At 70.7% G+C, this 23,022-nt stretch carries 17 protein-coding genes; 10 read left to right on the plus strand and 7 right to left on the minus strand.

Going from position 1 to position 23,022, the window contains the following annotated elements; genetic code table 11:
* The first annotated feature begins 72 nt into the window (after nt 1-72).
* Nucleotides 73-1,773, plus strand: coding sequence for a methylmalonyl-CoA mutase family protein (locus AB0958_RS22025; RefSeq protein WP_366892149.1), 1,701 nt, complete (start codon nt 73-75; stop codon nt 1,771-1,773).
* Between the two features lie 84 nt (nt 1,774-1,857).
* On the opposite strand, the gene AB0958_RS22030 is transcribed toward AB0958_RS22025, so the two are convergent.
* Nucleotides 1,858-2,490, minus strand: coding sequence for a TetR/AcrR family transcriptional regulator (locus AB0958_RS22030; protein WP_366892150.1), 633 nt, complete (start codon nt 2,488-2,490; stop codon nt 1,858-1,860).
* Nucleotides 2,491-2,675: 185 nt separating this feature from the next.
* On the opposite strand from AB0958_RS22030, the gene AB0958_RS22035 reads away from it, so the two are divergent.
* The 7 genes from AB0958_RS22035 (at nt 2,676) to AB0958_RS22065 (ending at nt 12,015) form a co-directional block, all read left to right on the plus strand.
* The gene (locus AB0958_RS22035; protein ID WP_366892151.1) at nt 2,676-3,647 is read left to right on the plus strand and encodes a tetratricopeptide repeat protein; all 972 of its coding nucleotides are present in this window, start codon (nt 2,676-2,678) and stop codon (nt 3,645-3,647) included.
* 634 nt (nt 3,648-4,281) lie between these two features.
* Entirely contained in the window at nt 4,282-4,929 is a 648-nt protein-coding gene (locus AB0958_RS22040; protein ID WP_366892152.1) for a DUF6230 family protein, read from the plus strand.
* Nucleotides 4,930-5,078: 149 nt separating this feature from the next.
* Nucleotides 5,079-5,630 carry a DUF6114 domain-containing protein gene (locus AB0958_RS22045; RefSeq protein ID WP_366892153.1) on the plus strand — a complete coding sequence of 184 codons (552 nt, stop codon included), beginning with the start codon at nt 5,079-5,081 and terminating at the stop codon, nt 5,628-5,630.
* The gene (locus tag AB0958_RS22050) at nt 5,620-7,005 is read left to right on the plus strand and encodes a hypothetical protein (RefSeq protein ID WP_366892154.1); all 1,386 of its coding nucleotides are present in this window, start codon (nt 5,620-5,622) and stop codon (nt 7,003-7,005) included. Before AB0958_RS22045 ends, AB0958_RS22050 begins: the two co-directional genes overlap by 11 nt.
* Before the next feature lie 310 nt (nt 7,006-7,315).
* The gene (locus AB0958_RS22055; protein ID WP_366892155.1) at nt 7,316-11,218 is read left to right on the plus strand and encodes a hypothetical protein; all 3,903 of its coding nucleotides are present in this window, start codon (nt 7,316-7,318) and stop codon (nt 11,216-11,218) included.
* 21 nt (nt 11,219-11,239) lie between these two features.
* Nucleotides 11,240-11,632 carry a hypothetical protein gene (locus AB0958_RS22060; RefSeq protein WP_366892156.1) on the plus strand — a complete coding sequence of 131 codons (393 nt, stop codon included), beginning with the start codon at nt 11,240-11,242 and terminating at the stop codon, nt 11,630-11,632.
* Nucleotides 11,629-12,015, plus strand: coding sequence for a hypothetical protein (locus AB0958_RS22065; protein ID WP_366892157.1), 387 nt, complete (start codon nt 11,629-11,631; stop codon nt 12,013-12,015). The genes AB0958_RS22060 and AB0958_RS22065 overlap by 4 nt, the downstream gene beginning before the upstream one ends.
* Nucleotides 12,016-12,097: 82 nt before the next feature.
* On the opposite strand, the gene pyk is transcribed toward AB0958_RS22065, so the two are convergent.
* From pyk to pta, 3 genes are all read right to left on the minus strand, one after another.
* Complete coding sequence (gene pyk / locus AB0958_RS22070) at nt 12,098-13,525, minus strand: pyruvate kinase (protein ID WP_046730848.1); 1,428 nt, start codon at nt 13,523-13,525, stop codon at nt 12,098-12,100.
* 80 nt (nt 13,526-13,605) lie between these two features.
* Complete coding sequence (locus AB0958_RS22075; protein WP_366892158.1) at nt 13,606-14,841, minus strand: acetate kinase; 1,236 nt, start codon at nt 14,839-14,841, stop codon at nt 13,606-13,608.
* Nucleotides 14,838-16,925, minus strand: a complete 2,088-nt coding sequence (pta, locus tag AB0958_RS22080; protein WP_366892159.1) for a phosphate acetyltransferase — start codon at nt 16,923-16,925, stop codon at nt 14,838-14,840. The genes AB0958_RS22075 and pta overlap by 4 nt, the downstream gene beginning before the upstream one ends.
* A 190-nt stretch (nt 16,926-17,115) precedes the next feature.
* Between pta and AB0958_RS22085 the strand changes: the two genes are divergently transcribed.
* Nucleotides 17,116-18,141, plus strand: coding sequence for an ATP-dependent 6-phosphofructokinase (locus tag AB0958_RS22085; RefSeq protein WP_358985329.1), 1,026 nt, complete (start codon nt 17,116-17,118; stop codon nt 18,139-18,141).
* Between the two features lie 119 nt (nt 18,142-18,260).
* Here AB0958_RS22085 and AB0958_RS22090 read toward each other — a convergent pair whose 3' ends face one another.
* The 3 genes from AB0958_RS22090 to AB0958_RS22100 all read right to left on the minus strand — a co-directional run bounded on the left by AB0958_RS22090 (nt 18,261) and on the right by AB0958_RS22100 (nt 21,372).
* Nucleotides 18,261-18,974 carry a helix-turn-helix transcriptional regulator gene (locus tag AB0958_RS22090; RefSeq protein ID WP_366892160.1) on the minus strand — a complete coding sequence of 238 codons (714 nt, stop codon included), beginning with the start codon at nt 18,972-18,974 and terminating at the stop codon, nt 18,261-18,263.
* An 86-nt stretch (nt 18,975-19,060) separates the two neighbouring features.
* Complete coding sequence (locus AB0958_RS22095) at nt 19,061-19,744, minus strand: response regulator (RefSeq protein WP_366892161.1); 684 nt, start codon at nt 19,742-19,744, stop codon at nt 19,061-19,063.
* Nucleotides 19,744-21,372: a sensor histidine kinase gene (locus tag AB0958_RS22100; RefSeq protein WP_366892162.1), complete on the minus strand. Its 1,629-nt coding sequence runs from the start codon at nt 21,370-21,372 to the stop codon at nt 19,744-19,746. The genes AB0958_RS22095 and AB0958_RS22100 overlap by 1 nt, the downstream gene beginning before the upstream one ends.
* Nucleotides 21,373-21,529: 157 nt before the next feature.
* Here AB0958_RS22100 and AB0958_RS22105 point away from each other — a divergent pair, with 157 nt between their 5' ends.
* A complete protein-coding gene (locus AB0958_RS22105; RefSeq protein ID WP_366892164.1) occupies nt 21,530-22,903 on the plus strand; it encodes a cation:dicarboxylase symporter family transporter in 1,374 nt (457 codons plus the stop codon).
* Nucleotides 22,904-23,022: the final 119 nt, after the last annotated feature.

Below are 23,022 nucleotides of genomic sequence, written 5' to 3' on the forward strand. Positions count from 1 at the left end.
CACCGCCGTACGGACACCCGTGCGGCGGTTCTCCATCGACATTTACTTGGACGTCCTAGTAAATTCGAGGGTATGGACGCTGACGCCATCGAGGAGGGCCGCCGACGCTGGCAGGCCCGCTACGACGCGGCCCGCAAGCGGGACGCCGACTTCACGACGCTCTCCGGTGACCCCGTGGAGCCTGCCTACGGGCCCCGCCCGGGTGACACGTACGAGGGATTCGAGCGGATCGGCTGGCCGGGTGAATATCCCTTCACGCGCGGGCTGTACCCCACCGGCTACCGCGGGCGGACCTGGACCATCCGCCAGTTCGCCGGGTTCGGCAACGCCGAGCAGACCAACGAGCGCTACAAGATGATCCTCGGCAACGGCGGCGGCGGTCTGTCCGTCGCCTTCGACATGCCGACGCTCATGGGACGCGACTCGGACGACCCGCGCTCGCTCGGCGAGGTGGGGCACTGCGGGGTGGCCATCGACTCCGCCGCCGACATGGAGGTCCTCTTCAAGGACATCCCGCTCGGCGACGTGACGACGTCCATGACCATCAGCGGGCCCGCGGTACCCGTCTTCTGCATGTACCTGGTCGCCGCCGAACGGCAGGGCGTCGACCCGTCGGTCCTCAACGGCACGCTCCAGACCGACATCTTCAAGGAGTACATCGCCCAGAAGGAGTGGCTCTTCCAGCCCGAGCCCCATCTGCGCCTCATCGGTGACCTGATGGAGCACTGCGCGGCCGGCATCCCCGCGTACAAGCCGCTCTCCGTGTCCGGGTACCACATCCGCGAGGCGGGCGCGACGGCGGCGCAGGAGCTGGCCTACACGCTCGCCGACGGCTTCGGGTACGTCGAACTGGGCCTCAGCCGCGGCCTCGACGTCGACGTCTTCGCACCCGGCCTGTCCTTCTTCTTCGACGCGCACGTCGACTTCTTCGAGGAGATCGCCAAGTTCCGCGCCGCACGCCGGATCTGGGCCCGGTGGCTGCGGGACGTCTACGGCGCCCGGTCGGAGAAGTCGCAGTGGCTGCGCTTCCACACCCAGACCGCGGGGGTCTCGCTGACCGCCCAGCAGCCCTACAACAACGTGGTGCGCACGGCGGTGGAGGCGCTCGCCGCGGTGCTCGGCGGGACCAACTCGCTGCACACCAACGCCCTCGACGAGACCCTCGCGCTGCCCAGCGAGCAGGCGGCCGAGATCGCCCTGCGCACCCAGCAGGTGCTCATGGAGGAGACCGGGGTCGCCAACGTGGCCGACCCGCTGGGCGGTTCCTGGTACGTCGAGCAGCTCACCGACCGGATCGAGGCCGACGCCGAGAAGATCTTCGACCAGATCAAGGAGCGCGGGCTGCGCGCCCACCCGGACGGACGGCACCCGATCGGGCCGGTCACCTCCGGGATCCTGCGGGGCATCGAGGACGGCTGGTTCACCGGGGAGATCGCCGAGTCGGCCTTCCGGTACCAGCAGGCGCTGGAGAAGGGCGACAAGCGGGTCGTCGGCGTCAACGTGCACACCGGTTCCGTCACCGGGGACCTGGAGATCCTGCGGGTCTCGCACGAGGTGGAGCGGGAGCAGGTACGGGTGCTGGGCGAGCGGAAGGCCGCGCGGGACGACGGCGCGGTGCGCGCCGCCCTGGACGCCGTACTGGCCGCCGCCCGCTCCGGCGCCAACATGATCCCCCCGATGCTCGACGCGGTACGCGCGGAGGCGACCCTGGGCGAGATCTGCGGGACGCTGCGGGACGAGTGGGGGGTGTACACGGAGCCGCCGGGTTTCTAGAGCCGCGGCACCGGACGGCCGGTGGCGGGCGGCGGCCGCGAGCCGGCGCCGGCGTCCCCGCGCGCGGCGGGACCGGCACCGTGGTCACGGCGCGGCGTCCTCCGCCGCGCCCGCCAGGCCCAGCAGCAGGAGCCTGGTCAGGCCGCGCGCCCACTCCTGATCCGCCGGTTTGCCGCTCACCAGGGCGCGGTGCACCACCGACCCCGCCACCACGTCGAAGATGAGATCCGCCGTGCGGTCCGCCTCGCGCGGGTCGGGCTGCGCGGGAAGCTCCCCGCGCCGCTGGGCGCGCTCCCGGCCCTCCAGGACCAGCCGTTTCTGGCGGTCCACGATCGAGGTACGGATGCGTTCCCGCAGTGCCTCGTCCCGGGTCGACTCGGCCACCGCCGCCATCAGCCCGCTCTTCGCCTCCGGGCGGTCCAGGATGGCCGCGAACTGGAGCACCACGCCCTCGATGTCGTCCGCCAGGCTGCCGCGGTCGGGCAGTTCGAGTTCGTCGAAGAGCTCCGCCACCGCGTCCACGACCAGCTCGTTCTTGCCCGCCCAGCGACGGTAGAGGGTGGTCTTCGCGACCCCGGCCCGGGTCGCCACGTCCCCCAACGTCAGCTTGGAACAGCCCAGTTCCACCAGTGCCTGCCGCGTCGCCGCCAGGATCGCCGCGTCCGCGGCGGCGCTGCGCGGGCGGCCGGTACGGCTGGCGGGGGTGCGGCTCTGCATCCCACGACCATAACCGGCGGTTCGGGTGGGGTCGTGAGGGAGATCACCGGGATTCGGTGTCGCGCGGAGGCCCGATGGCATTACGCTACGGGTCGTAGCGAAAGCTGAGCCCGCCTGGAGGGGGCCGTGGGCCCGGCTTTCACCATGCTTTTCACACACGCGCGGGAACGGGGGAGGATAGACGCATGCAGCCACGGAACATGTCCATGAGCGGCGTCGTCGACCTCGCCGCGGTGAAGGCGGCCCAGGAGGCCAAGGCCAAGGCCGAGCAGACGCGCGCCGAAGCGGCCCGGCAGGGTGGTACCGGTGCCGTCGCCCCGGCCGACCTGGTCATCGACGTCGACGAAGCAGGCTTCGAGCGCGATGTCCTGCAACGGTCCGCCGAAGTCCCCGTCGTCATCGACTTCTGGGCCGAGTGGTGTCAGCCCTGCAAGCAGCTGAGCCCGGTCCTGGAGCGCCTCGCCGTCGAGTACAACGGCCGCTTCCTGCTGGCCAAGATCGACGTCGACGCCAACCAGATGCTGATGCAGCAGTTCGGGATCCAGGGGATCCCGGCCGTCTTCGCGGTCGTCGCCGGGCAGGCGCTGCCGCTCTTCCAGGGGGCGGCGGGCGAGGAGCAGATCCGGGGCACCCTCGACCAGTTGATCCAGGTCGCCGAGCAGCGGTTCGGGCTCACCGGGCTCGTCGTCGACGCCGACGCGCAGCCGGGCGCCCAGCCGCCGGCCGCGGCGCCGGCCGGGCCGTACGACGCGCTCCTCGAAGCCGCGGTGCAGGCGTTGGACGCCGGTGACTTCGGCGGCGCGGTCCGGGCGTACCAGAACGTGCTGAGCGACGACCCGGCCAACAGCGAGGCCAAGCTGGGGCTCGCGCAGGCCGAGTTGCTCCAGCGGGTGCAGGGGATGGACCCCCAGCAGGTGCGCAAGGACGCGGCGGAGAAGCCCGCCGACGCCGAGGCGCAGATCGCCGCGGCGGACCTGGACCTGGTGGGCGGGCACGTGGAGGACGCCTTCGGGCGGCTGATCGAGACCGTGCAGCGGACCGCGGGGGACGACCGGGACGCCGTACGGCGGCGGTTGCTCGAACTCTTCGAGGTGGTCGGCACCGACGACCCGCGCGTCGTGGGCGCACGCCGGGCGTTGGCGCGGGCGCTGTTCTGAACCGGGTTCTGACCAGTCGCTAAACGTCACGCCATGTGATGCCCGAGTGAAAGATTGGCCGAGAAGGGGTCACAGCGGCTGCTCTTTACCAAATCTTGGTAATCGCAGCCGCTGTTACTCGCAGTAAAACAAGGGCGTTGACCTGTCTGGTTCCGTCCAAGTATCAACAGCTTTGTTCCACCCCTCGACAGCACCCAGCGTCGCACTCCGAGACCGGCAGGTCGTCCGTCGGTTATCCCGCCGTTACTACCCAGTAACGAAGCCCCTTGTGCGGGCGCCGAGAATGCACCACGATCGGCGACGCTCGGTCCATTCCCGTACCCCGACAGCCGGTCGGGCTCACGGGTTCATCTGGGTCCCCACCGAGCAGAGTCGGCGGCAGTGACGCCGGCTCTTGGGCAGGGGGGTCTTCGCCTGTCGGCGAAGCCTGTCCGGCAAGGTTGTGCGTGATGCGTGTCAGGCGCGACCAGTGGTTGTCGCTCGGGGGTGATCGCCGGTGATCGAGGTGCGGTTCGCGCCTCTGAGCGCGGGCGCTCCCCTTCCGAGGACGTAGCACTTCTCCCATCCCTGCCCGGCTGAGCCGCCGTTGGGGGCGATTCCGGGCCAGGAGATGTACGTCCGAGAAGGAGGAAATATGGAGTCCCAGGTGCGTGGCGGGACCAGATGGAAGCGGTTCGCTGTGGTCATGGTGCCCAGCGTCGCCGCCACGGCGTGTATAGGTGTCGCCCTCGCGCAGGGTGCTCTGGCCGCGTCGTTCAGTGTGTCGGGCCAGCAGTTCAAGGTCGCGGCCGACTCGCTCCATGGCTATGGCTTCGAGCAGTACGGTGCCGTCGACATGGGGAGCACCGTCTCCAAGGACAATGTCCACCCGGTGGCGGTCTCGGCATTCAACAAGGCGACCATCACCAACCTGTGCCAGTCGGTGGTCACGCCCAAGGTGCCGTTCTTCGGGAACGTCAGCCTGATCCTGCGGGCGGGCACCGACCCGAACCACCCGGTCGAGGCCAGCAAGCTGTACATCGACCTCGACGACCTGCAGACCGAAAACGCGACGTTCAAGAACATCAACATTGGTGTCGCTGCGGGAAGCATGACCAAGGGTCCGGGTATCAACCAGGACGAGGTCAAGGCCGGCACGGCGAACCCGAACGGGTTCGGGCAGGAAGCGGACGAAGCCGAACTGACGAAGGTGCGGCAGACGGCGTGGGCCACCACCGCCGCGACCTTCCAGCTGAGCGGTCTGCACATGTCGATCTCGACGAAGGGTGAGGAGTGCTACTAGGCACTCCGTGACGGGCGGGGGAGCCGACGGCGCTCCCGCCCGGCCACCTTCCGCCCACTCCTCGTGGGCGATACACGCGGTACGACGCACCACCGCCGCACCGCACAGCACCACCACCACAGCAACGCCGCACCAGGGAGCTGTTTTCCATGAGCGCCGAGACCCCTGCCGCCACACCCGGCCAGTTCACCCGCCGGAGGCAGCAGTTCCGCGCCTGGCGGGGCACGCGGCCGTTCTGGGCCGGTCTTTACATCCTGCTCGCCGGTTTCCCGATCATGTACTTCCCGTACGCGCACCTCAAGATCGGCAGCCTGACGGTGGCGATGGCGACCACCGCGGGCGCCGGGTCCCTGATCATCGGTGTGCTGCTCGTGGTCCTGGGCATCAGCGTCTGGTTCCAGAAGCACATCCGCACGTTCGCGGGGGTCGCCGCGATCCTGCTGGCGCTGGTGTCCCTTCCGGTGTCCAACTTCGGCGGCTTCATCATGGGCTTCCTGCTCGCCCTGATCGGCGGGGCGATGGCGGTGGCCTGGGGACCTGCCGTACCCCGGCAGCCGCAGCCGGAGGGCGAGATCCCGCCGGCCGGGGACAACGCCCCGCAGGACGCCGCCTACTACCCGGGCCCGGACGGCGTGGAGTCGAACGACCTGTCAGGAACGAGCCCGGTGAACGGGGCGAACGGGAGGCACAGTGCCGGCTGACGAGGTGACCCACGGGACCGAGGTGGACGAGTCCCGTGTGAGAACCGGGCCGCGCCACGCGGCACCCAAGAGGCCGCTGTTCACCAGGTTCCAGATGCCGGCCGGCAAGGCGATAGCCAGCGTGGCGATGCCGACGGCCGTCATCATGGGCATGGGCTTCACCTCGACGCTCGCCATCGCGGACACGAACAACACGTCGCCGGCGGCGTCGAAGAGCCTCGCCGAGGACTACAAGAACTGCGTCTCCGCCCTGGACTCCGCCTCGCCCTCCGCCTCGGCGAGCGCGAGTGACAAGGCCACGGACTCGGCGACCCCCTCGGCCACCGCGTCGTCCGGCACCAAGGGCTCGGCGTCGTCGTCCGGTACGTCGTCCTCGTCGGATTCAGGTTCCGACGACGCGGCGAAACCGACGCCGTCCGCGACCAAGTCGTCCTCCTCGTCGGACGGTTCGGGCTCGTCCTCGGGCTCGTCCGGCTCCGGGGCGACGGCCACCCCGTCGCCGTCCGCCACCGCGAGCAGTGGCGGCGGCGGTCTGCTGGGCTCCATCGGGGACGCCATCACCGGCATCCTCGGCGGCGGCAGCACGGGTGCGTCCTCGTCGGACTCCGCGGCGAGCGCCACCCCGTCGCCGTCGGCCTCGTCGTCCGCCGACTCGTCGTCGTCCAAGTCCTCCGCGTCCTCCGCGTCCTCCTCGTCCTCCTCGTCGAGCAAGGACAGCGGCTCCGACACCGTGTCCAAGACCGTCAAGAAGGTCACGGACACCGTGAAGGACAGCACCGGCACGGCCACCAAGGCGGCCGGCGAGGTCACCAAGGACGCCACCAAGGCGGCCGGCGACGCCACCTCCAGCGCCTCGCCGAGCCCGTCCGCGAGTTCCAGTGCGTCGGCGGACGACTGCAAGACCGCCACCGGCGCCGTGAGCGGCGTCGACAACAAGGTGACGGTGGCGGACGACCCCTGGTACCTCAGCGCCAGCGCGCTGACCCTGAAGAGCGCCGACTACCAGGGCGTCGTCGAGGTGCGGACGGCCGGCGGCAAGACGAAGAAGGTCCTGAAGTACGTCATCTCGGGCGGTACGGACATCGTCGACCTGCACCAGACGGTCAAGGACACGAAGATCGACAAGACCTACCACGTCCAGGCGGCCGCCGGTTCGAAGTCCACGATCCGCGACGGCGACACGACGATGTACACGGAGTCGATCTCCGGCAACCTCTTCGGCCTGATCCCGATCACGTTCAGCCCGGACAACCCGCCGCCGCTGAACATCCCGCTGATCTACTTCACCAACGTGAAGGTCGTCCAGGCGGGCCAGTTCGGAGGCACCCTGACCGTGCCCGGGATGCACGTGTACACCACCGACGGCACCGGCTGAGCATCACCAGGGACCCGTTCGGGAGCCGCGAGGAGACTGTGCCCCGCCGAGTACCAACTCGGCGGGGCACAGTCGCGTTTACTGCCCCTTGGGGGAGGGGGTGATTTCAAAAGCACGAATAAATCGCCGATATTGCTTTCGTAAAATGCCCTGCCCTGACAGGATGATCACGTCCCCGGGGGAGGGGGGCGGGGCGGCGTGTCGACCACACGCCACAGGGGGATCTGTGCCTTTTTCATCCTTCGCTGCTTCCTGCCTGCTTTCTGCGCGGACCGACTGACGGACTGACCATCCAGAGGAAGGAACGGACGTGCGAACAGCACAAAGGAACAGATACAGACGCACCGGGGGAAGGCGGCTCCGGCGGAGCATCGCCGGCACCGCGCTCGTCACCGCCGCAGCGGTGCTCGGCGGACTCGTCTATGCGGTCCCCGCCGCCGCCGCCGCCGCCGCTGACGAGCCGGGCGACAACCCGGCCAACCCCTACCAGCGCACCCTGCGCATCAGCCTGGGCGCCCAGGCCCGCGCGGACCGTTGCCAGGCGGGTCAGGCCGTGCACTTCGGCGGCCCCGACCTCAAGGCGGCCGCAGCGGCCAAGCTCACCGGCACGGACGCCGCACTGCACGCCTTCGTGACGCCGGACGCGTTGCTCGGCGAGTGGGGCCAGGCCGCCGCCCGCGATCAGGACGCGGGAATCGCCGCCCTGAACGCGTTCCGGGACCGCCAGACCAAACTGGACGAGACCAACAAGCCGTACCGCTCGGTGAACTCCTCGAACGGCCGGGACTTCTGGGCCCCCGAGTTCGGCGCGGACATCGTCACCTTCACCCTCGGCACACAGCAGAAGCTGTACGGCAAGGCCAAGGACGACCCCACCCCGCACCCCGGCCAGGCCTCCCTGGACCAGGCCAAGAAGGTGCTCGACGCGTTCGACACCGGCGACGACGCCTGGGCTGCCGCTTACAAGGACGTCGCCGGCAGGGAACTGCTCGACACGACCAACCTGGGCTATTCCTCGGCCAACGACATCGCCACCTTCCTGCGCTTCGGCGGCTTCGCCACCAAGGCCCCCGAGCCGGACTCGCTGGAGTTCCGCACCGAGGTCGAGGCACTGAAGCAGGCATGGGCCGCCTGCGACAGCGACAACCCCATCGACCACTACCGGGTGCTGACCGGGGTCGTCACCGCGGCTTACACGGAGTGGGAGGCGGAGTACGCCGCCCAGGCCGATCAGCGTAAGCAGATCGTCGCCGCCGAGGCCGCCGCCGCGAAGGAGACGCGGGCCGCCACCGAGGCGATGACCGAGGCGGTCCGCCAGGCGTGGCTCGCGGACCAGGTCCTGTACTGGCAGAAGTACTGGGCCGGCCACAAGGACTCCCTCAACTACCCCAAGGCCGCCGACTTCACCAAGGCGACGGCCGACCTGAACGCGGCGAAGGCCGCCGCGGCCAAGCAGGTGACCGTGGCGGACGCGGCCGTCGCACGGGCGAAGACGGCCGCCGACACCGTGACCGCACAGCAGCAGAAGGCCTGGCAGACAGCCGACGCGGCGAAGCTGCCCCGTGGCCGGGGCCTCCTGTACGCCCAGCAGTCGGTGCAGGTGACCAAGGCCTCGTACGCCGCCGCCCAAGCCGCGGCGAAGGCCACGCTGACCGCCTCCAACGCGGCGAAGGCCACCGTGGCCGACTCCCAGACGCTCCTGGCACTGGCCAAGACCCAGACGCACGCGCTGAACACCGAGTTCCGCAAGACGGCCGCACTGGAGGCCAAGGCACAGGCGAAGGCCGCCGCCGACTCGGCGGCCAAACTGGCCGCCGAGGCCGCGGCCGACGCCACCACCGCGAAGAACGCCCGCGCGACGGCCGAGAAGGCGGAGCAGGACGCCAGGACCGGGGCCGCCGAGGCGAAGCGGCAGCGGGACGTCGCGGAGGCCGAGAAGGCGAATGCCGAGCGGGAGCGGGACAAGGCGGCTGCCGAACGGAAGAACGCCCAGGCGGCGGAAGCCCGGGCGCGTACCGAGGAGAGCAACGCCCAGCGGGCCCTCTCGGACGCGAGCACGGCCGGCGCCACGGCGTCCGAGAAGCGGGCCGCGGCCGAGGAGGCGGACCGTCTCGCCTTCCAGAAGCGCAACGAGGCGGTGAAGGCCGAGCACGAGCGCGACGCCACCGCGTCCCGGGCCGCCGCTCTCGAATCCGCGGCTGCGGCGGCCACGGGCACCGACGCCGCCACCGAGACCCGGCAGGCGGCCACCGAGGCACGGGGTGCGGCCACCGCTGCCGCCGGGGCAGCGAGCCGGGCCAGGGCCGCGGCGGACGACGCGTCGGCAGCCGCGGTGAGCGCCCGTGCGGCGGCGACCCGTGCAGAGGCAGCGGCCTCACGTTCCCGTTCGGCGGCGGACGCCGCCCAGGCCGCGTACCGAAAGACCAACGCGGCCGCGGCCACCGCGCACGCGGCGGCGGCCGAGGCGATCGACGCGGCGGCAGAGGCGAAGGACAAGGCGAGGAAGGCCGACGGCGAGGCCAAGAAGGCCCAGGCCGCCGCCATCGCCGCACGCAAGGAAGCCACCGCCGCACAGGCCGAGGCCGTCAAGACGGCAGCATGGTCGGCGAAGACCGCCGGGTACGCCACCGCCACGGCACAGTATGCGCAGGCCGCCCGGGACGCGGCCACTGCGACCACCAGGACGGCCGACGAGGCGATCAGCCTCGGCTCTCCATACCAGGAGTCGGACTCTTCCGCCGCGTTCGCGGTACTGGTCGGCCAGAGCTCCAAGACCCTTTCTCAGCAGCAGTCCGCCGCGGCCAAGGCCAAGTCGGACGAGGCGAAGAAGGCGGCGGCGCAGGCCAAGGCGCTGGCCGACAAGGCGGCCGGCGACGCCAAGATCGCTCTTCAGGCAGCGGCCGACGCGGCCGCCTACGCGGTGCAGGCGGTCGACTCCGCCGCCGCCGCGAACGCCTCGGCCGCCGCCGCGTCCGCGGACGCGGCGGCGGCGAAGAAGGCCGACGCGAGCGCTCAGAAATACGACGAGCAGGCGGGTACCGACGCCTTCTACGCCAACTTCGCGGCGAACGAGGCGGAGTCGGCGTCCGCGCAGGCGGACCGTGATGCCACCGAGGCCGAGCGGGACGCCGTGAGCGCCCGCTCCTCGGCAGACTCCGCCGAGAGCGCTTCCGCACAGGCCGACCAGGTCGCCTCCGCTGCCGAGTCGGATGCCGTCAAGGCCGAGAAGGCGGCCGCCGACGCACAGGGGCACGCCACGGAAGCGGACGCCGCAGCGGACCGTGCCGAGAAGGCACAGCGCGAGCAGTTGGAGGCCCTCCGCAAGCAGCGTGTCGACCAGCCGTACGACGCCCCCGCACTGAGCAGTGACCTGGAGGCCGCCCTGTTGCGCGTCTGCGGTCAGGAGTGCCTGGACCAGTACCGCGCGGCCCAGGCGCTCGCCTCGATGGACCTGCTGGCCTGGGTCAAGCAGAACGGTGGTCAGATCCTCCTGGACTACATCGGCTGGACCGACCTGAAGAACTGCTTCACCAAGGGTGACGTCGAGAGCTGCTTGTGGACGCTGGTCAACGTGGTCGGCGTGGCCATACCGCTGACGAAGATCCCCGCGGTCGGCAAGGCGATCATCAAGGTCTCCAAGGGGGTCACCGAGTTCTTCGAGGGGTCGGCCAAGGCGAAGCGCACCCTGGACAAGCTGCGCAAGCTGGCCGAGAAGGCGAAGAAGGAGCCCGGCCTTCCGGCGTGTGTGCGCAAGCCGTCGGCGCTGACCGCGGCCTTCTCGTCGGCGACGTCGTCCTCACCGGTGCCGGTGGCGGCTGCCGCCGCCTCGGGCGACGACGAACCGGACCTCTGCAACCTCGACGAGCTGGCCGACCTGTCCTACGAAATCCTGGACTTCTTCGACGAGAAGTACGAGCCCGACGTGGCCGACGGCATCGAGTACCAGTGGAAGCGGATGATGGGAGACTCCAAGGAGGCCGCGGACCACAGCATCCCGGGCATCGGCCGGGACCTGAAGGCCATGGCCGAGTACTTCAAGGGCTGGCGCGGAAAGGGCACGCACAGGGACTCCCGGACCGGCAATCCCGTCGCCTACGACGAGGACAAGGGCGTGATCGTCATCATCACGTCCCGCTTCATCCACGGCTACAAGCTGCCCAAGGCCGACTTCCTGAAAGGCGGACGCTATGTCCCGAACGGGCCGAACCAGTAGTGCGGCGGAGGCGGTGACGGAGTGAGGACCGAGGTCGTGCTCCGGCGCAACGGCGAGGAGTTCGTCGTGCGGCTCACCCGCTCCCAGGTGCTCGCCATGCGCGAGGCCCTGACCTTCCTGCGCCACCGGGATCTGGGCGAGCACGTCCTGGCGCTGCAACTGGGCACGACCGCGAAAGCGGTCGACGGCCTGGTCGAACGGCTGGACGTCGACACCGCGGAGCCGGTCGAGGTCCGGTTCCGGTGGGACGAACTGCACACGGTGCACGCCGCGCTCACCTCGGTGGCGACCATGTTCCTGTCGGACGGACGGCTCTCGCAGGAGGCGTTCCGGACCAGGCTGGGCTTCTTCCGCGAGAACCTCGACGGCCTTGCGCTCGGCATCGCCGATGCCGTCCGCGAGGTGGCCGGATGAGGGCGCGCCTGCGGCTCACCCGCGAGGGCGACGGGTTCGTCGCGCGTGTCACCCCGGCCCAGGCCGAGGCGTTCCACCGGGCGCTGACGTTCCTGCGGGCGCGGGTACCGGGCGACGCCGCGCTGGTCGTGCGGCTCGGTGCGGGACCCGGGACGGTCGACGCCCTCATCGGGCGGTTTGCCGGCCGGACCGAGACCTCGTTCGACATCCGGCTGTCGCTCGCGGAGTTGCACGTCCTGCACAGTGCCCTGACCGCGTCGGCCGTCGTGCTGCTGGAGCGGGGCGTGTTCTCGGAGGAGTCCTTCCACCGTGAACTGGCCTTCTACCGGGAGAACTTCGATGCCCTGGCGCAGGGCATCGCGGAGGCGGTCACGGAGGCGTGAGCCTGCCACGGTGAAAGGAACCGAGGGCGCCCCCTGCCACAGGAGGCGCCCTCAGTGTCGTACAAAAGCCCTTACCGGTGCGTCACTTGTTGATGCCGCCGATGTGGTGGACGCGGAGCATGTTGGTGGTGCCGGGGACGCCGGGGGGCGAGCCGGCCGTGATGATCACGGTGTCGCCGGGGTGGAAGCGCTTGATCTTCGCGATCTCCTGGTCGACCATGTCGACCATCTCGTCCGTGCTGTTCACGAACGGCACCACGTGCGACTCCACGCCCCAGCTGAGGGTGAGCTGGTTGCGGGTGTTCTCGTCGGTGGTGAAGGCGATGATCGGCTGCTGGGCGCGGTAGCGGGACAGCCGGCGGGCCGTGTCACCGGACTGCGTGAAGGCGACCAGGCCGCGGCCGCCGAGGAAGTCGGCGATCTCGCAGGCCGCGCGGGCCACCGAGCCACCCTGCGTACGCGGCTTCTTGCCGGGGACGAGCGGCTGGAGGCCCTTGCTCAGCAGCTCCTGCTCGGCCGCCGCGACGATCTTCGACATCGTCTTGACGGTCTCGACCGGGTAGGCGCCGACCGAGGACTCCGCCGACAGCATGACCGCGTCGGCGCCGTCCAGGATCGCGTTGGCCACGTCGGAGGCCTCGGCGCGGGTCGGACGGGAGTTGGTGATCATCGACTCCATCATCTGGGTCGCCACGATCACCGGCTTGGCGTTGCGCCGGCACAGCTCGATGAGCCGCTTCTGCACCATGGGGACCTTCTCGAGCGGGTACTCGACGGCCAGGTCGCCACGGGCCACCATGACGGCGTCGAACGCCATCACGACGCCCTCCATGTTCTCCACCGCCTGCGGCTTCTCCACCTTGGCGATGACCGGGACCCGGCGGCCCTCCTCGTCCATCACCTGGTGGACGTCGTCGACGTCCTTGGCGTCCCGCACGAAGGACAGCGCGACCATGTCGCAGCCCATGCGCAGCGCGAACCGCAGGTCCTCGACGTCCTTCTCGGACAGCGCGGGCACGTTGACGGCCGCGCCGGGCAGGTTGATGCCCTTGTGGTCGGAGACGACACCGCCCTCGATGACGATCGTCCGCACCCGCGGGCCCTCGACGTCCAGGACCTTCAGCTCGACGTTGCCGTCGTTGATGAGGATCTGGTCGCCGCGCGATACGTCGCCCGGCAGGCCCTTGTAGGTCGTACCGCAGATGGTCTTGTCGCCCGGGACGTCCTCGGTCGTGATGACGAACTCGTCACCGCGCTCCAGCTCCACCGGTCCCTCGGCGAAGGTCTCCAGGCGGATCTTCGGGCCCTGCAGGTCGGCGAGGACGCCGATGGCGCGCCCGGTCTCCTTGGCGGCGGCCCGGACGCGGTCGTACCGCCCCTGGTGCTCGGCGTGGGAGCCGTGGCTGAAGTTGAACCGGGCCACGTTCATACCCGCCTCGATCATGGCGACGAGCATCTCGTGGGTGTCGACCGCGGGGCCGAGAGTACAGACGATTTTCGAACGGCGCATGGGGCGATCCTATCGGTTTGTTTCGCTGCGGAATATTCCGTCTGGCGGAAGATACAAATGGGCGCCTATATGCTCAGCTGTTATTCACCGGCGCGGCCGGTGTTACTTCCGGGTTTACTTCCGACCAGCGCGTACGTCTGCTCGGCGATCTCCAGTTCCTCGTCCGTCGGCACCACGGCGACGGCCACCCGCGCACCCGCCGGGGATATCAGCCGCGGCCCGTCCGCCCGGGCGGCGTTCGCCTCCGGGTCGACGACCAGCCCCAGTCCGTCGAGCCCGGCCAGGGCGGCCTCCCGCACGGGCGCCGCGTTCTCCCCGACGCCCGCGGTGAACGCCACCGCGTCCACCCGGCCGAGCACCGCGTAGTAGGCGCCGACGTACTTCTTCAGACGGTGAATGTAGATGTCGAAGGCGAGCTTCGCCTGTTCGTCGCCCTCGTCGATCCGGCGCCGGATCTCCCGCATGTCGTTGTCACCGCACAGTCCGAACAGACCGCTGCCCTTGTTGAGGAGAGTGTCGATCTCGTCCATGGACATTCCGCCAACACGCGCCAAATGGAAAATGACGGCCGGGTCCAGATCGCCGGAACGGGTTCCCATCACGAGCCCCTCCAAAGGCGTCATCCCCATGGAGGTGTCCACGCACCGGCCGCCGCGGACCGCCGAGGCGGACGCCCCGTTGCCCAGGTGCAGCACGATCACGTTCACCTCTTCCGGCGACTTCCCCAGCAGCCGGGCGGTCGCCCGCGACACGTACGCGTGCGAGGTGCCGTGGAAGCCGTAGCGGCGGACCCGGTGCCGGTCGGCGATCTTCGGGTCGATGGCGTAGCGGGCCGCCGCCTCCGGCATGGTCGTGTGGAACGCCGTGTCGAAGACGGCGACCTGCGGCAGGTCCGGACGGAGCGCCTGCGCGGTGCGGATGCCGGTCAGGTTGGCCGGGTTGTGCAGCGGGGCGACCGGGATCAGCCGCTCGATCTCGGTGAGCACCGCGTCGTCGATCACCGTCGGCTCGGTGAAGAACATCCCGCCGTGCACCACCCGGTGCCCGATCGCGGCCAGCTCCGGCGAGTCGAGCCCGAGCCCGTCCTTCGCCAGCTCCTCCGCCACCGCCTTCAGGGCGGCCTCGTGGTCCGCGATCGGCCCGTTCTGCTCCCGGGTCCCGCCGCCGACCAGGCAGGTGTGCTTCAGCCGCGAGGTCTGCTCGCCGATCCGCTCGACCAGGCCCGTCGCCAGCCGGCCGCCGCCGCGCATGTCCAGCAGCTGGTACTTCACCGACGAGGAGCCGGAGTTGAGGACGAGGACACGACTGGGGCTCACTGGGCTGCCTTCTCGCTCGGGTTCTGGGCCTGGATCGCCGTGATGGCGACGGTGTTGACGATGTCCTGGACGAGGGCGCCCCGGGACAGGTCGTTGACGGGCTTGCGCAGCCCCTGGAGCACCGGCCCCACGGCGATGGCGCCGGCCGACCGCTGCACGGCCTTGTAGGTGTTGTTGCCGGTGTTCAGGTCCGGGAAGATCAGCACGCTGGCCTGCCCGGCGACCTCGGAGTCCGGCAGCTTGGTGGCGGCCACCGACGGCTCCACGGCCGCGTCGTACTGGATCGGGCCCTCGATCATCAGGTCGGGCCGCCGCGAGCGCGCCAGCTCGGTCGCCTCCCGCACCTTGTCGACGTCGGCGCCCGTACCCGACGTCCCCGTCGAGTACGACAGCATCGCGATCCGCGGCGCCACCCCGAACTGGGCCGCGGTGGCGGCCGACTGGATGGCGATGTCGGCGAGTTGCTCGGCGTTCGGGTCCGGGTTGACCGCGCAGTCGCCGTACACCAGCACCTTGTCGGCGAGGCACATGAAGAACACGGAGGACACGATCGACGACCCGGGCTCGGTCTTGATGATCTCGAACGCCGGCCGGATGGTCGCCGCCGTCGAGTGCACCGAACCCGACACCATGCCGTCGGCCAGCCCCTCCTGGACCATCAGGGTGCCGAAGTAGTTGACGTCGGAGACCACGTCGTAGGCCAGCTCCACGGTCACGCCCTTGTGGGCGCGCAGCAGCGCGTACCGCTCGGCGAAGGAGTCCCGCAGTTCGGAGGTGGCCGGGTCGATCAGCTGGGCGTCGCCGAGGTCGATACCGAGGTCGGCGGCCTTCTTGCGGATCTGGTCGACCGGGCCGAGCAGGGTCAGGTCGCACACGCCCCGGCGCAGCAGCACCTCCGCCGCGTGCAGCACCCGGGTCTCGGTGCCCTCCGGCAGCACCACCCGCCGCCGGTCGGAGCGGGCCTGCTCCAGGAGCTTGTGCTCGAACATCATCGGGGTGAGGCGGTCGGTGCTCGGCGCCGAGACCCGCTTGTCGAGGCCGGCGGTGTCGACATGCCGCTCGAAAAGGCCGAGCGCCGTCTCCGCCTTGCGCGGGGTGGCCGCGTTCAGCTTGCCCTCCAGGGCGAACAGCTGGGCGGCGGTCGGGAAGCTGTTGCCGGGCACGGAGAGGACCGGGGTGCCCGGGGCGAGCCGGGCGGCGAGGGTCAGGATCTCGTCGGTGGGCCGCTCGCCCAGGGTGAGCAGCACACCGGCTATCGGCGGGGTGCCGGCGCTGTGCGCGGCCAGCGCGCCGACGACCAGGTCCGCGCGGTCGCCCGGGGTCACGACCAGGCAGCCCGGGGTCAGGGCGGGCAGGAAGCTCGGCAGCATCGCCCCGCCGAACACGAAGTCCAGCGCGTCGCGGGCCAGCCCGGAGTCGTCGCCGAGCAGCACCTTCGCGTCCAGCGCCTGCGTGATCTGGGCGACCGTCGGCGCGGAGAGCGCGGGCTCGTCGGGCAGCACGTACACCGGCACCGGCAGCCGGCCGGCGATCCGCTCGGCGATCCCGTCGCGGTCCTCGCGGGCCACCCGGTTGGCGACCATCGCCAGCACGTCGCAGCCGAGGCCGTCGTACGCCCGGAACGCGTTGCGGGTCTCCGCGAGCACCGACTCCGCCTGCTGCCCGCGGCCGCCGACCACCGGGATCACCGAGGCGCCGAACTCGTTGGCCAGCCGGGCGTTGAGGGACAGCTCGTCGGGGAACTGGGTGTCGGCGTAGTCGGTGCCGAGGACCAGGACGACGTCGTACTCACGGGCCACCAGGTGGAAGCGGTCCAGGAGCGTGGAGACCAGTTCGTCGACGCCCTGCTCCGCCTGGAGGGCGGACGCCTCGTGGTAGTCCATGCCGTACACCGTGGCCGGGTCCTGGGAGAGGCGGTACCGCGCACGCAGCAGCTCGAACAGCCGGTCGGGACCGTCGTGGACGAGGGGCCGGAACACCCCGACCCGGTCGACCTGCCGGGTCAGCAGCTCCATCACGCCCAGCTCGACGACCTGCCGGCCGTCGCCGCGGTCGATCCCGGTCACGTACACGCTGCGCGTCACGTGTGCACACTCCGTTCCCTGCGTATCGGCGTAAAACTCGGCATAAAAATCGCCCACCAAGGTGAGCAGATCCCTCTTGACAATACCCCCGGTGCCGGATAAGGCGCCCGTCAGGATTTCATCGCCCTGTATGCCATGAAACAATCGGATCGGCTCATCGGTCACGACAGCGAGCAGGAGACACACCACCATGCGTATCGGAGTTCTCACCGCAGGCGGCGACTGCCCCGGCCTGAACGCCGTCATCCGATCGGTGGTGCACCGCGCGGTCGCCCAGTACGGCGACGAGGTCATCGGTTTCGAGGACGGCTTCCGGGGTCTGCTCGACAGCCACTACCGCCCCCTCGACCTGGACGACGTCGGCGGCATCCTGGCCCTCGGCGGCACGATCCTGGGCTCGTCGCGACTGGAGCGGGACCGGCTGCGCGAGGCGTGCGACCGGGCCACCGACATGGTGGCCGAGTTCGGCATCGACGCGCTGATCCCGATCGGCGGCGAGGGCACCCTGACGGCGGCGCGCATGCTGTCCGACGCCGGCCTGCCCGTGGTGGGCGTCCCGAAGACCATCGACAACGACATCTCCTCCACCGACCGCACCTTCGGCTTCGACACCGCGGTGGGCGTCGCCACGGAGGCGATGGACCGGCTCAAGACCACCGCCGAGTCGCACCAGCGGGTGATGGTCGTCGAGGTGATGGGCCGGCACGCCGGCTGGATCGCCCTGGAGTCCGGGATGGCGGCGGGCGCGCACGGCATCTGCCTCCCCGAGCGGCCCTTCGACCCCGCCGACCTGGTGAAGATGGTCGAGGAGCGGTTCGCCCGCGGCAAGAAGTTCGCGGTGGTCTGCGTGGCGGAGGGCGCCCATCCCGCCGAGGGCACGATGGACTACGGCAAGGGCGCGATCGACCAGTACGGCCACGAGCGGTTCCAGGGCATCGGTACGGCACTGGCGTACGAGCTGGAGCGGCGGCTCGGCAAGGAGGCCAAGCCGGTGATCCTCGGGCACGTCCAGCGGGGCGGGACGCCCACGGCGTACGACCGGGTGCTGGCGACGCGGTTCGGGTGGCATGCGGTGGAGGCGGCGCACCGGGGGGAGTTCGGGAGGATGACCGCGCTGCGGGGGACCGACATCGTGATGGTGCCGCTGGCGGAGGCGGTGACCGAGTTGAAGACGGTGCCGAAGGACCGGATGGACGAGGCGGAGTCGGTTTTTTAGGGCGGGTTCGGTGGTGGGGGGACTGCGGGCCGGTGGAGGCTGCTCGCGCAGTTCCTCCCCCAGCCTTCGGCCGGGGGTACCCCCAGCGCCCCTGAAGGGGCGCGTTCAGTCGGGGGCGTTCACGGAGTCCCGTTCTCCATCGTGTTCCAGAAGTGGGTGACGATCCGCGACAGGAATTCCTCGCCCAGTTGTCGGGCCCGTGTCGACGTGGGTGTGTCGCCCCAGGGCAGCGTTGCCGTCATGCGGCCCTGGTACTCCTCGTGGAGTGCCCGCAGGGTGGTCTCGATCAGGTGTCTGTCCAGCGGGACCAGCTTGGTCAGCTGGCGGACGTGGGCCTGCCAGCGGGTGGTGACCGCGCCGCGGAGCAGGTCGGCCAGCTTCTCCTCCTTCCCCGTGACGGTGACGAAGTCCGGCAGGGACAGGTGCAGGAGGTCGGCGAGGACCGCGGACTGCCGCTCCGTGCCCCGCCAGTCCTCGGCCTCCTCCATCTCCAGGTAGGGGAGGAGGTCGAGGCCGACGGCCATCGCCACGTCCTCCGGTGCGACACCCCGGGCGATCCGGTGCTCGCGCAGCGTCCGCGGCCGGCCGATCAGGTCACCCGGGGAGCACCACAAGGCCCCCGCGAGGGCGGTGAGTTCGGGGCTGGTCGGCGTGACGTCCCCCTGTTCCCAGGCCCGCACGAGATCGGGCGTGGCGTACGGCATCCCGTACGACGCCCGCAGGTCGTGGGCCACGTGCTCGGGCCCCATGCCGAGCGCGGACCGCAGTCTGCGGGCGGCGGGGGCGTCGAAGGGGGGACCTGGCTGGTTCGGCAGAGCTGGGGGTCGGCGCACAGCGACAAGGTAGGGGTGCGCGGGGGAACTGACTACCGTCCGTTCGGCCAGGAACACGGATGGTGGGAACGTACAGCTGCGGTCCGCTACCGGCCCCGCCCCCACCGGTACACCAGCTCCGGCCTCCCCACCTGACCGTACAGCGGACTCCGCCCGGCCCGGCCCGCCTCCACCAGGTGCTCCAGATAGCGCCGGGCCGTGATCCGGGAGATCCCCACGCCCTCCGCCAGAGCCGCGGCCGTCAGGCCCTCCTCGGCCTCGCGCAACGCGACCGTCACCCGTTCCAGCGTCGGCGCGCTCAGCCCCTTGGGGAGCGCCGCGGGCGTCGGCGCGCGCAGCGCCGCCAGGGCCCGGTCCACCTCGTCCTGCCCGCTCGCCTCGCCCGCCGCCGCCCGGAACTCCGCGTACCGGGTCAGCCGGTCCCGGAGCGTGGCGAAGGTGAACGGCTTCAGGACGTACTGGACGACTCCCAGCGAGACGCCCTCGCGCACCACCGCCAGGTCCCGTGCCGAGGTCACCGCTATGACGTCCGCCTGGTGGCCCGCCGCCCGCAGCGAGCGGGCGAACTGCAGGCCGTGCACGTCCGGCAGGTGCAGGTCCAGGAGCAGCAGGTCCACCGGGGTGCGGTCGAGGATCCGGCGCGCCTCCGCCCCGGTGTGCGCCTTCCCGACCGCCACGAACCCCGGCACCCGGCCCACGTACATCACATGCGCGTCCGCGGCGACCGGATCGTCCTCGACGACGAGCACCCGGATCGGGTCACCGGTCATCACGCCCCACCTCCGGACACCGGCCGGGCCGCCCGCAACGGCAGCCGTACCTCGAACACCGCGCCGCCCCCGGGCGCCTCCGCCACCGTCAGCTTCCCCTCCAGACGCCCGACCGCCTGCCGGACGAGCGCCAGGCCCAGCCCCCGGCCGCCGGGTCCCGCCGGTTTCGTCGTGAAACCGCGCTGGAAGACCAGCTCGGCGTGGGCGGGGTCCACCCCCGGCCCCGTGTCCGTCACCCTCATCACCAGCTCGGCGTCCTCCGCGTAAGCGGTCACTGTCACGCGCGCCCCCACCGACCCCTGGGCCGCGTCCACCGCGTTGTCGATCAGGTTGCCGAGGATGGTCACCAGATCGCGCGCCGACAGGCTCTCCGGTAGCAAACCGTCATCCAGCCGGCTCTCGTCCGAGACCACCAGCTCCACGCCCCGCTCGTTGGCCTGGGCGGTCTTGCCCAGCAGCAGCGCGGCGAGGACGGGTTCGCCGACCGCCGCCACCACCTGGTCGGTCAGCGCCTGGGCCAGCTCCAGCTCGGCCGTGGCGAAGTCCACCGCCTCCTCGGCCCGGCCCAGTTCGATCAGCGAGACGACCGTGTGCAGCCGGTTCGCCGCCTCGTGGGCCTGCGAGCGCAACGCCTGCGTGAAGCCCCGCTCCGAGTCCAGCTCGCCCATCAGCGACTGGAGTTCCGTGACGTCCCGGAGGGTCACGACGGTGCCGCGGCGTTCGCCGCCCGACACCGGGGAGGTGTTCACCACGAGGACGCGGTCCGCCGTCAGGTGCACCTCGTCCACGCGCGGCTCGGAGGACAGCAGCGCGCCCGTGAGCGGCGCCGGCAGCCCCAGCTCCGCCACCGAGCTGCCCACGACCTCACCTTCCGGGCCCACGCCCAGCAGTTCCCGCCCCCCGTCGTTGATCAGCGCCACCCGGTACTGGCCGTCCAGCATCAGCAGGCCCTCGCGCACCGCGTGCAGCGCCGCCTGGTGGTAGTCGTGCATGCGGCTCAGCTCCGCCGCGTTCATGCCGTGGGTGTGGCGGCGCAGCCGGGCGTTGACGACGTACGTCCCGACCGCGCCCAGCACCAGGGCCCCGGCCGCCGCCCCGAGCAGCGCCGTCACCTGCTCCTGGACCCGCCGGCTGATCGCCTCCACCCGGATGCCGGCGCTCACCAGGCCGATCACCCGGCCGTTCTCCGTCACGGGCGTCACCGTGCGCACCGACGCGCCGAGCGTGCCCTTGTAGGTCTCGCTGAAGGTGTGGCCGTGCTGGGCCGCGTCGATGTGGCCGAGGTAGCGCCTGCCGATCTGACCGGGGTCGGGGTGGGTCCAGCGGACGCCGTCCGGGGTCATGATCGTGACGAAGTCGACCTCGGTGTCCCGCATGACCTGAAGGGCGTACGGCTGGAGCCGCGCCGAGGGGTCCCGGGTGTGGACCGCCGTACGCACCGACGGCGAGTCCGCCACCGACCGGGCCACCGCCGTCGCCTGCCGGGTCGCCGCCTCCTGCGCCTGGTGGCGGTCGCTGACGTAGCTGAACAGCGCGTACCCGGCGACCAGCACCGCTATCAGCACGGCCTGCATCGCGAACAGCTGGCCGGCGAGGCTGCGGGGCCGGGGGACGGACGAGAAGCGCATGTCAGCAGTCTGCCCCCGGGGTGAACCGAGAACTAAATGAACGGAAGGGTGACCGCCCTCACAGACCGGGAGATAGTCACGGCATCCCCCCGCAAGCCCGGACGTGAGCCGCACGCCGGTCGTACCGACGACGACGTCAAGGAGGCGAGCCGTGACGATGACGCCAACGGCACCAGCCGCACCCGCCAGGAGAGACCGCACCCACTACCTCTACATCGCGGTGATCGTCGCCGTGGCGCTCGGCATCGCGGTGGGCCTGATCTGGCCCGATGCCGGAGTCCAGCTCAAGCCCCTCGGAACCGGCTTCGTCAACCTGATCAAGATGATGATCTCGCCGATCATCTTCTGCACGATCGTGCTCGGGATCGGGTCCGTACGGAAGGCCGCCAAGGTCGGCGCCGTCGGCGGTATCGCACTCGGCTACTTCCTGGTGATGTCCCTGGTCGCGCTGGCCATCGGCCTGGTCGTCGGCAACGTCCTGCACCCCGGCGACGGCCTGCACCTCACCGAGGCCCTCAAGGCCTCCGGGCACAGCCAGGTCGACTCCGAGGCGCTCGGCCCCGTCGACTTCGTCCTGTCGATCATCCCGACGACCTTCGTGTCCGCCTTCACCGAGGGCCAGGTGCTCCAGACGCTGCTCATCGCGCTGCTCGCCGGTTTCGCGCTGCAGGCCATGGGCTCGGTCGGACAGCCGGTGCTGCGCGGTGTCGAGCACATCCAGCGGCTCGTCTTCCGCATCCTGGGCATGATCATGTGGGCCGCGCCGATCGGTGCCTTCGGCGCCATCGCGGCCGTCGTCGGCTCCGCCGGGATCGACGCCCTCAAGAGCCTCGCCGTGCTGATGCTCGGCTTCTACGTGACCTGCGTGCTCTTCGTCTTCGTCGTGCTCGGCGCCCTGCTGCGGCTGGTCGCGGGGCTGAACATCTTCACGCTGTTCAAGTACCTCGCCCGGGAGTTCCTGCTCATCCTGTCCACCTCCTCCTCCGAGTCCGCGCTGCCGCGGCTCATCGCGAAGATGGAGCACCTGGGTGTCAGCAAGGCCGTGGTCGGCATCACCGTCCCCACCGGCTACTCCTTCAACCTCGACGGCACCATGATCTACATGACCATGGCGTCCCTCTACATCGCCGACGCCCTCGGTACGCCGATGTCCGTCGGGGAGCAGATCCCGCTGCTGCTCTTCCTGCTGCTGGCCTCCAAGGGCGCGGCGGGCGTCAGCGGCGCCGGCCTCGCCACGCTGGCCGGCGGTCTGCAGTCGCACAAGCCCGCGCTGGTCGACGGCGTCGGACTGATCGTCGGCATCGACCGCTTCATGAGCGAGGCCCGCGCCCTGACGAACTTCGCGGGCAACTCGGTCGCCACCGTCCTGATCGGCACCTGGACCAAGGACATCGACAAGGCCCGGATGCAGCGGGTGCTCGCCGGTGACCTGCCGTTCGACGAGAAGACGCTGCTGGACGAGGGCGGCGAGACCGGCACGCCCGAGCCGCCGGAGCTTCCCGAGCAGCGCGAGGAACTGGCCAAGGCCTGACGCCTCCGACCGGACCCCGGGCGTCCAGTTCGCGGTCCGCGATGCGACGATCACCCGGAACACCCCGACCAACTGCGCGGGCAGCCCCGTCACGGTCACGGGCTGCACGGACTGACCCG

The organism is Streptomyces sp. NPDC006655, assembly GCF_040703965.1.
Classification (GTDB): Bacteria; Actinomycetota; Actinomycetes; order Streptomycetales; family Streptomycetaceae; genus Streptomyces.

What these genes read in the sequence shown, in the direction of transcription:
- AB0958_RS22025 (WP_366892149.1), top strand. Translation starts at nt 73, where the DNA reads ATGGACGCTGACGCCATCGAGGAGGGCCGCCGACGCTGGCAGGCCCGC.
- AB0958_RS22030 (WP_366892150.1), bottom strand. Translation starts at nt 2,490, where the DNA reads ATGCAGAGCCGCACCCCCGCCAGCCGTACCGGCCGCCCGCGCAGCGCC.
- AB0958_RS22035 (WP_366892151.1), top strand. Translation starts at nt 2,676, where the DNA reads ATGCAGCCACGGAACATGTCCATGAGCGGCGTCGTCGACCTCGCCGCG.
- AB0958_RS22040 (WP_366892152.1), top strand. Translation starts at nt 4,282, where the DNA reads ATGGAGTCCCAGGTGCGTGGCGGGACCAGATGGAAGCGGTTCGCTGTG.
- AB0958_RS22045 (WP_366892153.1), top strand. Translation starts at nt 5,079, where the DNA reads ATGAGCGCCGAGACCCCTGCCGCCACACCCGGCCAGTTCACCCGCCGG.
- AB0958_RS22065 (WP_366892157.1), top strand. Translation starts at nt 11,629, where the DNA reads ATGAGGGCGCGCCTGCGGCTCACCCGCGAGGGCGACGGGTTCGTCGCG.
- pyk (WP_046730848.1), bottom strand. Translation starts at nt 13,525, where the DNA reads ATGCGCCGTTCGAAAATCGTCTGTACTCTCGGCCCCGCGGTCGACACC.
- AB0958_RS22085 (WP_358985329.1), top strand. Translation starts at nt 17,116, where the DNA reads ATGCGTATCGGAGTTCTCACCGCAGGCGGCGACTGCCCCGGCCTGAAC.
- AB0958_RS22095 (WP_366892161.1), bottom strand. Translation starts at nt 19,744, where the DNA reads ATGACCGGTGACCCGATCCGGGTGCTCGTCGTCGAGGACGATCCGGTC.
- AB0958_RS22100 (WP_366892162.1), bottom strand. Translation starts at nt 21,372, where the DNA reads ATGCGCTTCTCGTCCGTCCCCCGGCCCCGCAGCCTCGCCGGCCAGCTG.
- AB0958_RS22105 (WP_366892164.1), top strand. Translation starts at nt 21,530, where the DNA reads ATGACGCCAACGGCACCAGCCGCACCCGCCAGGAGAGACCGCACCCAC.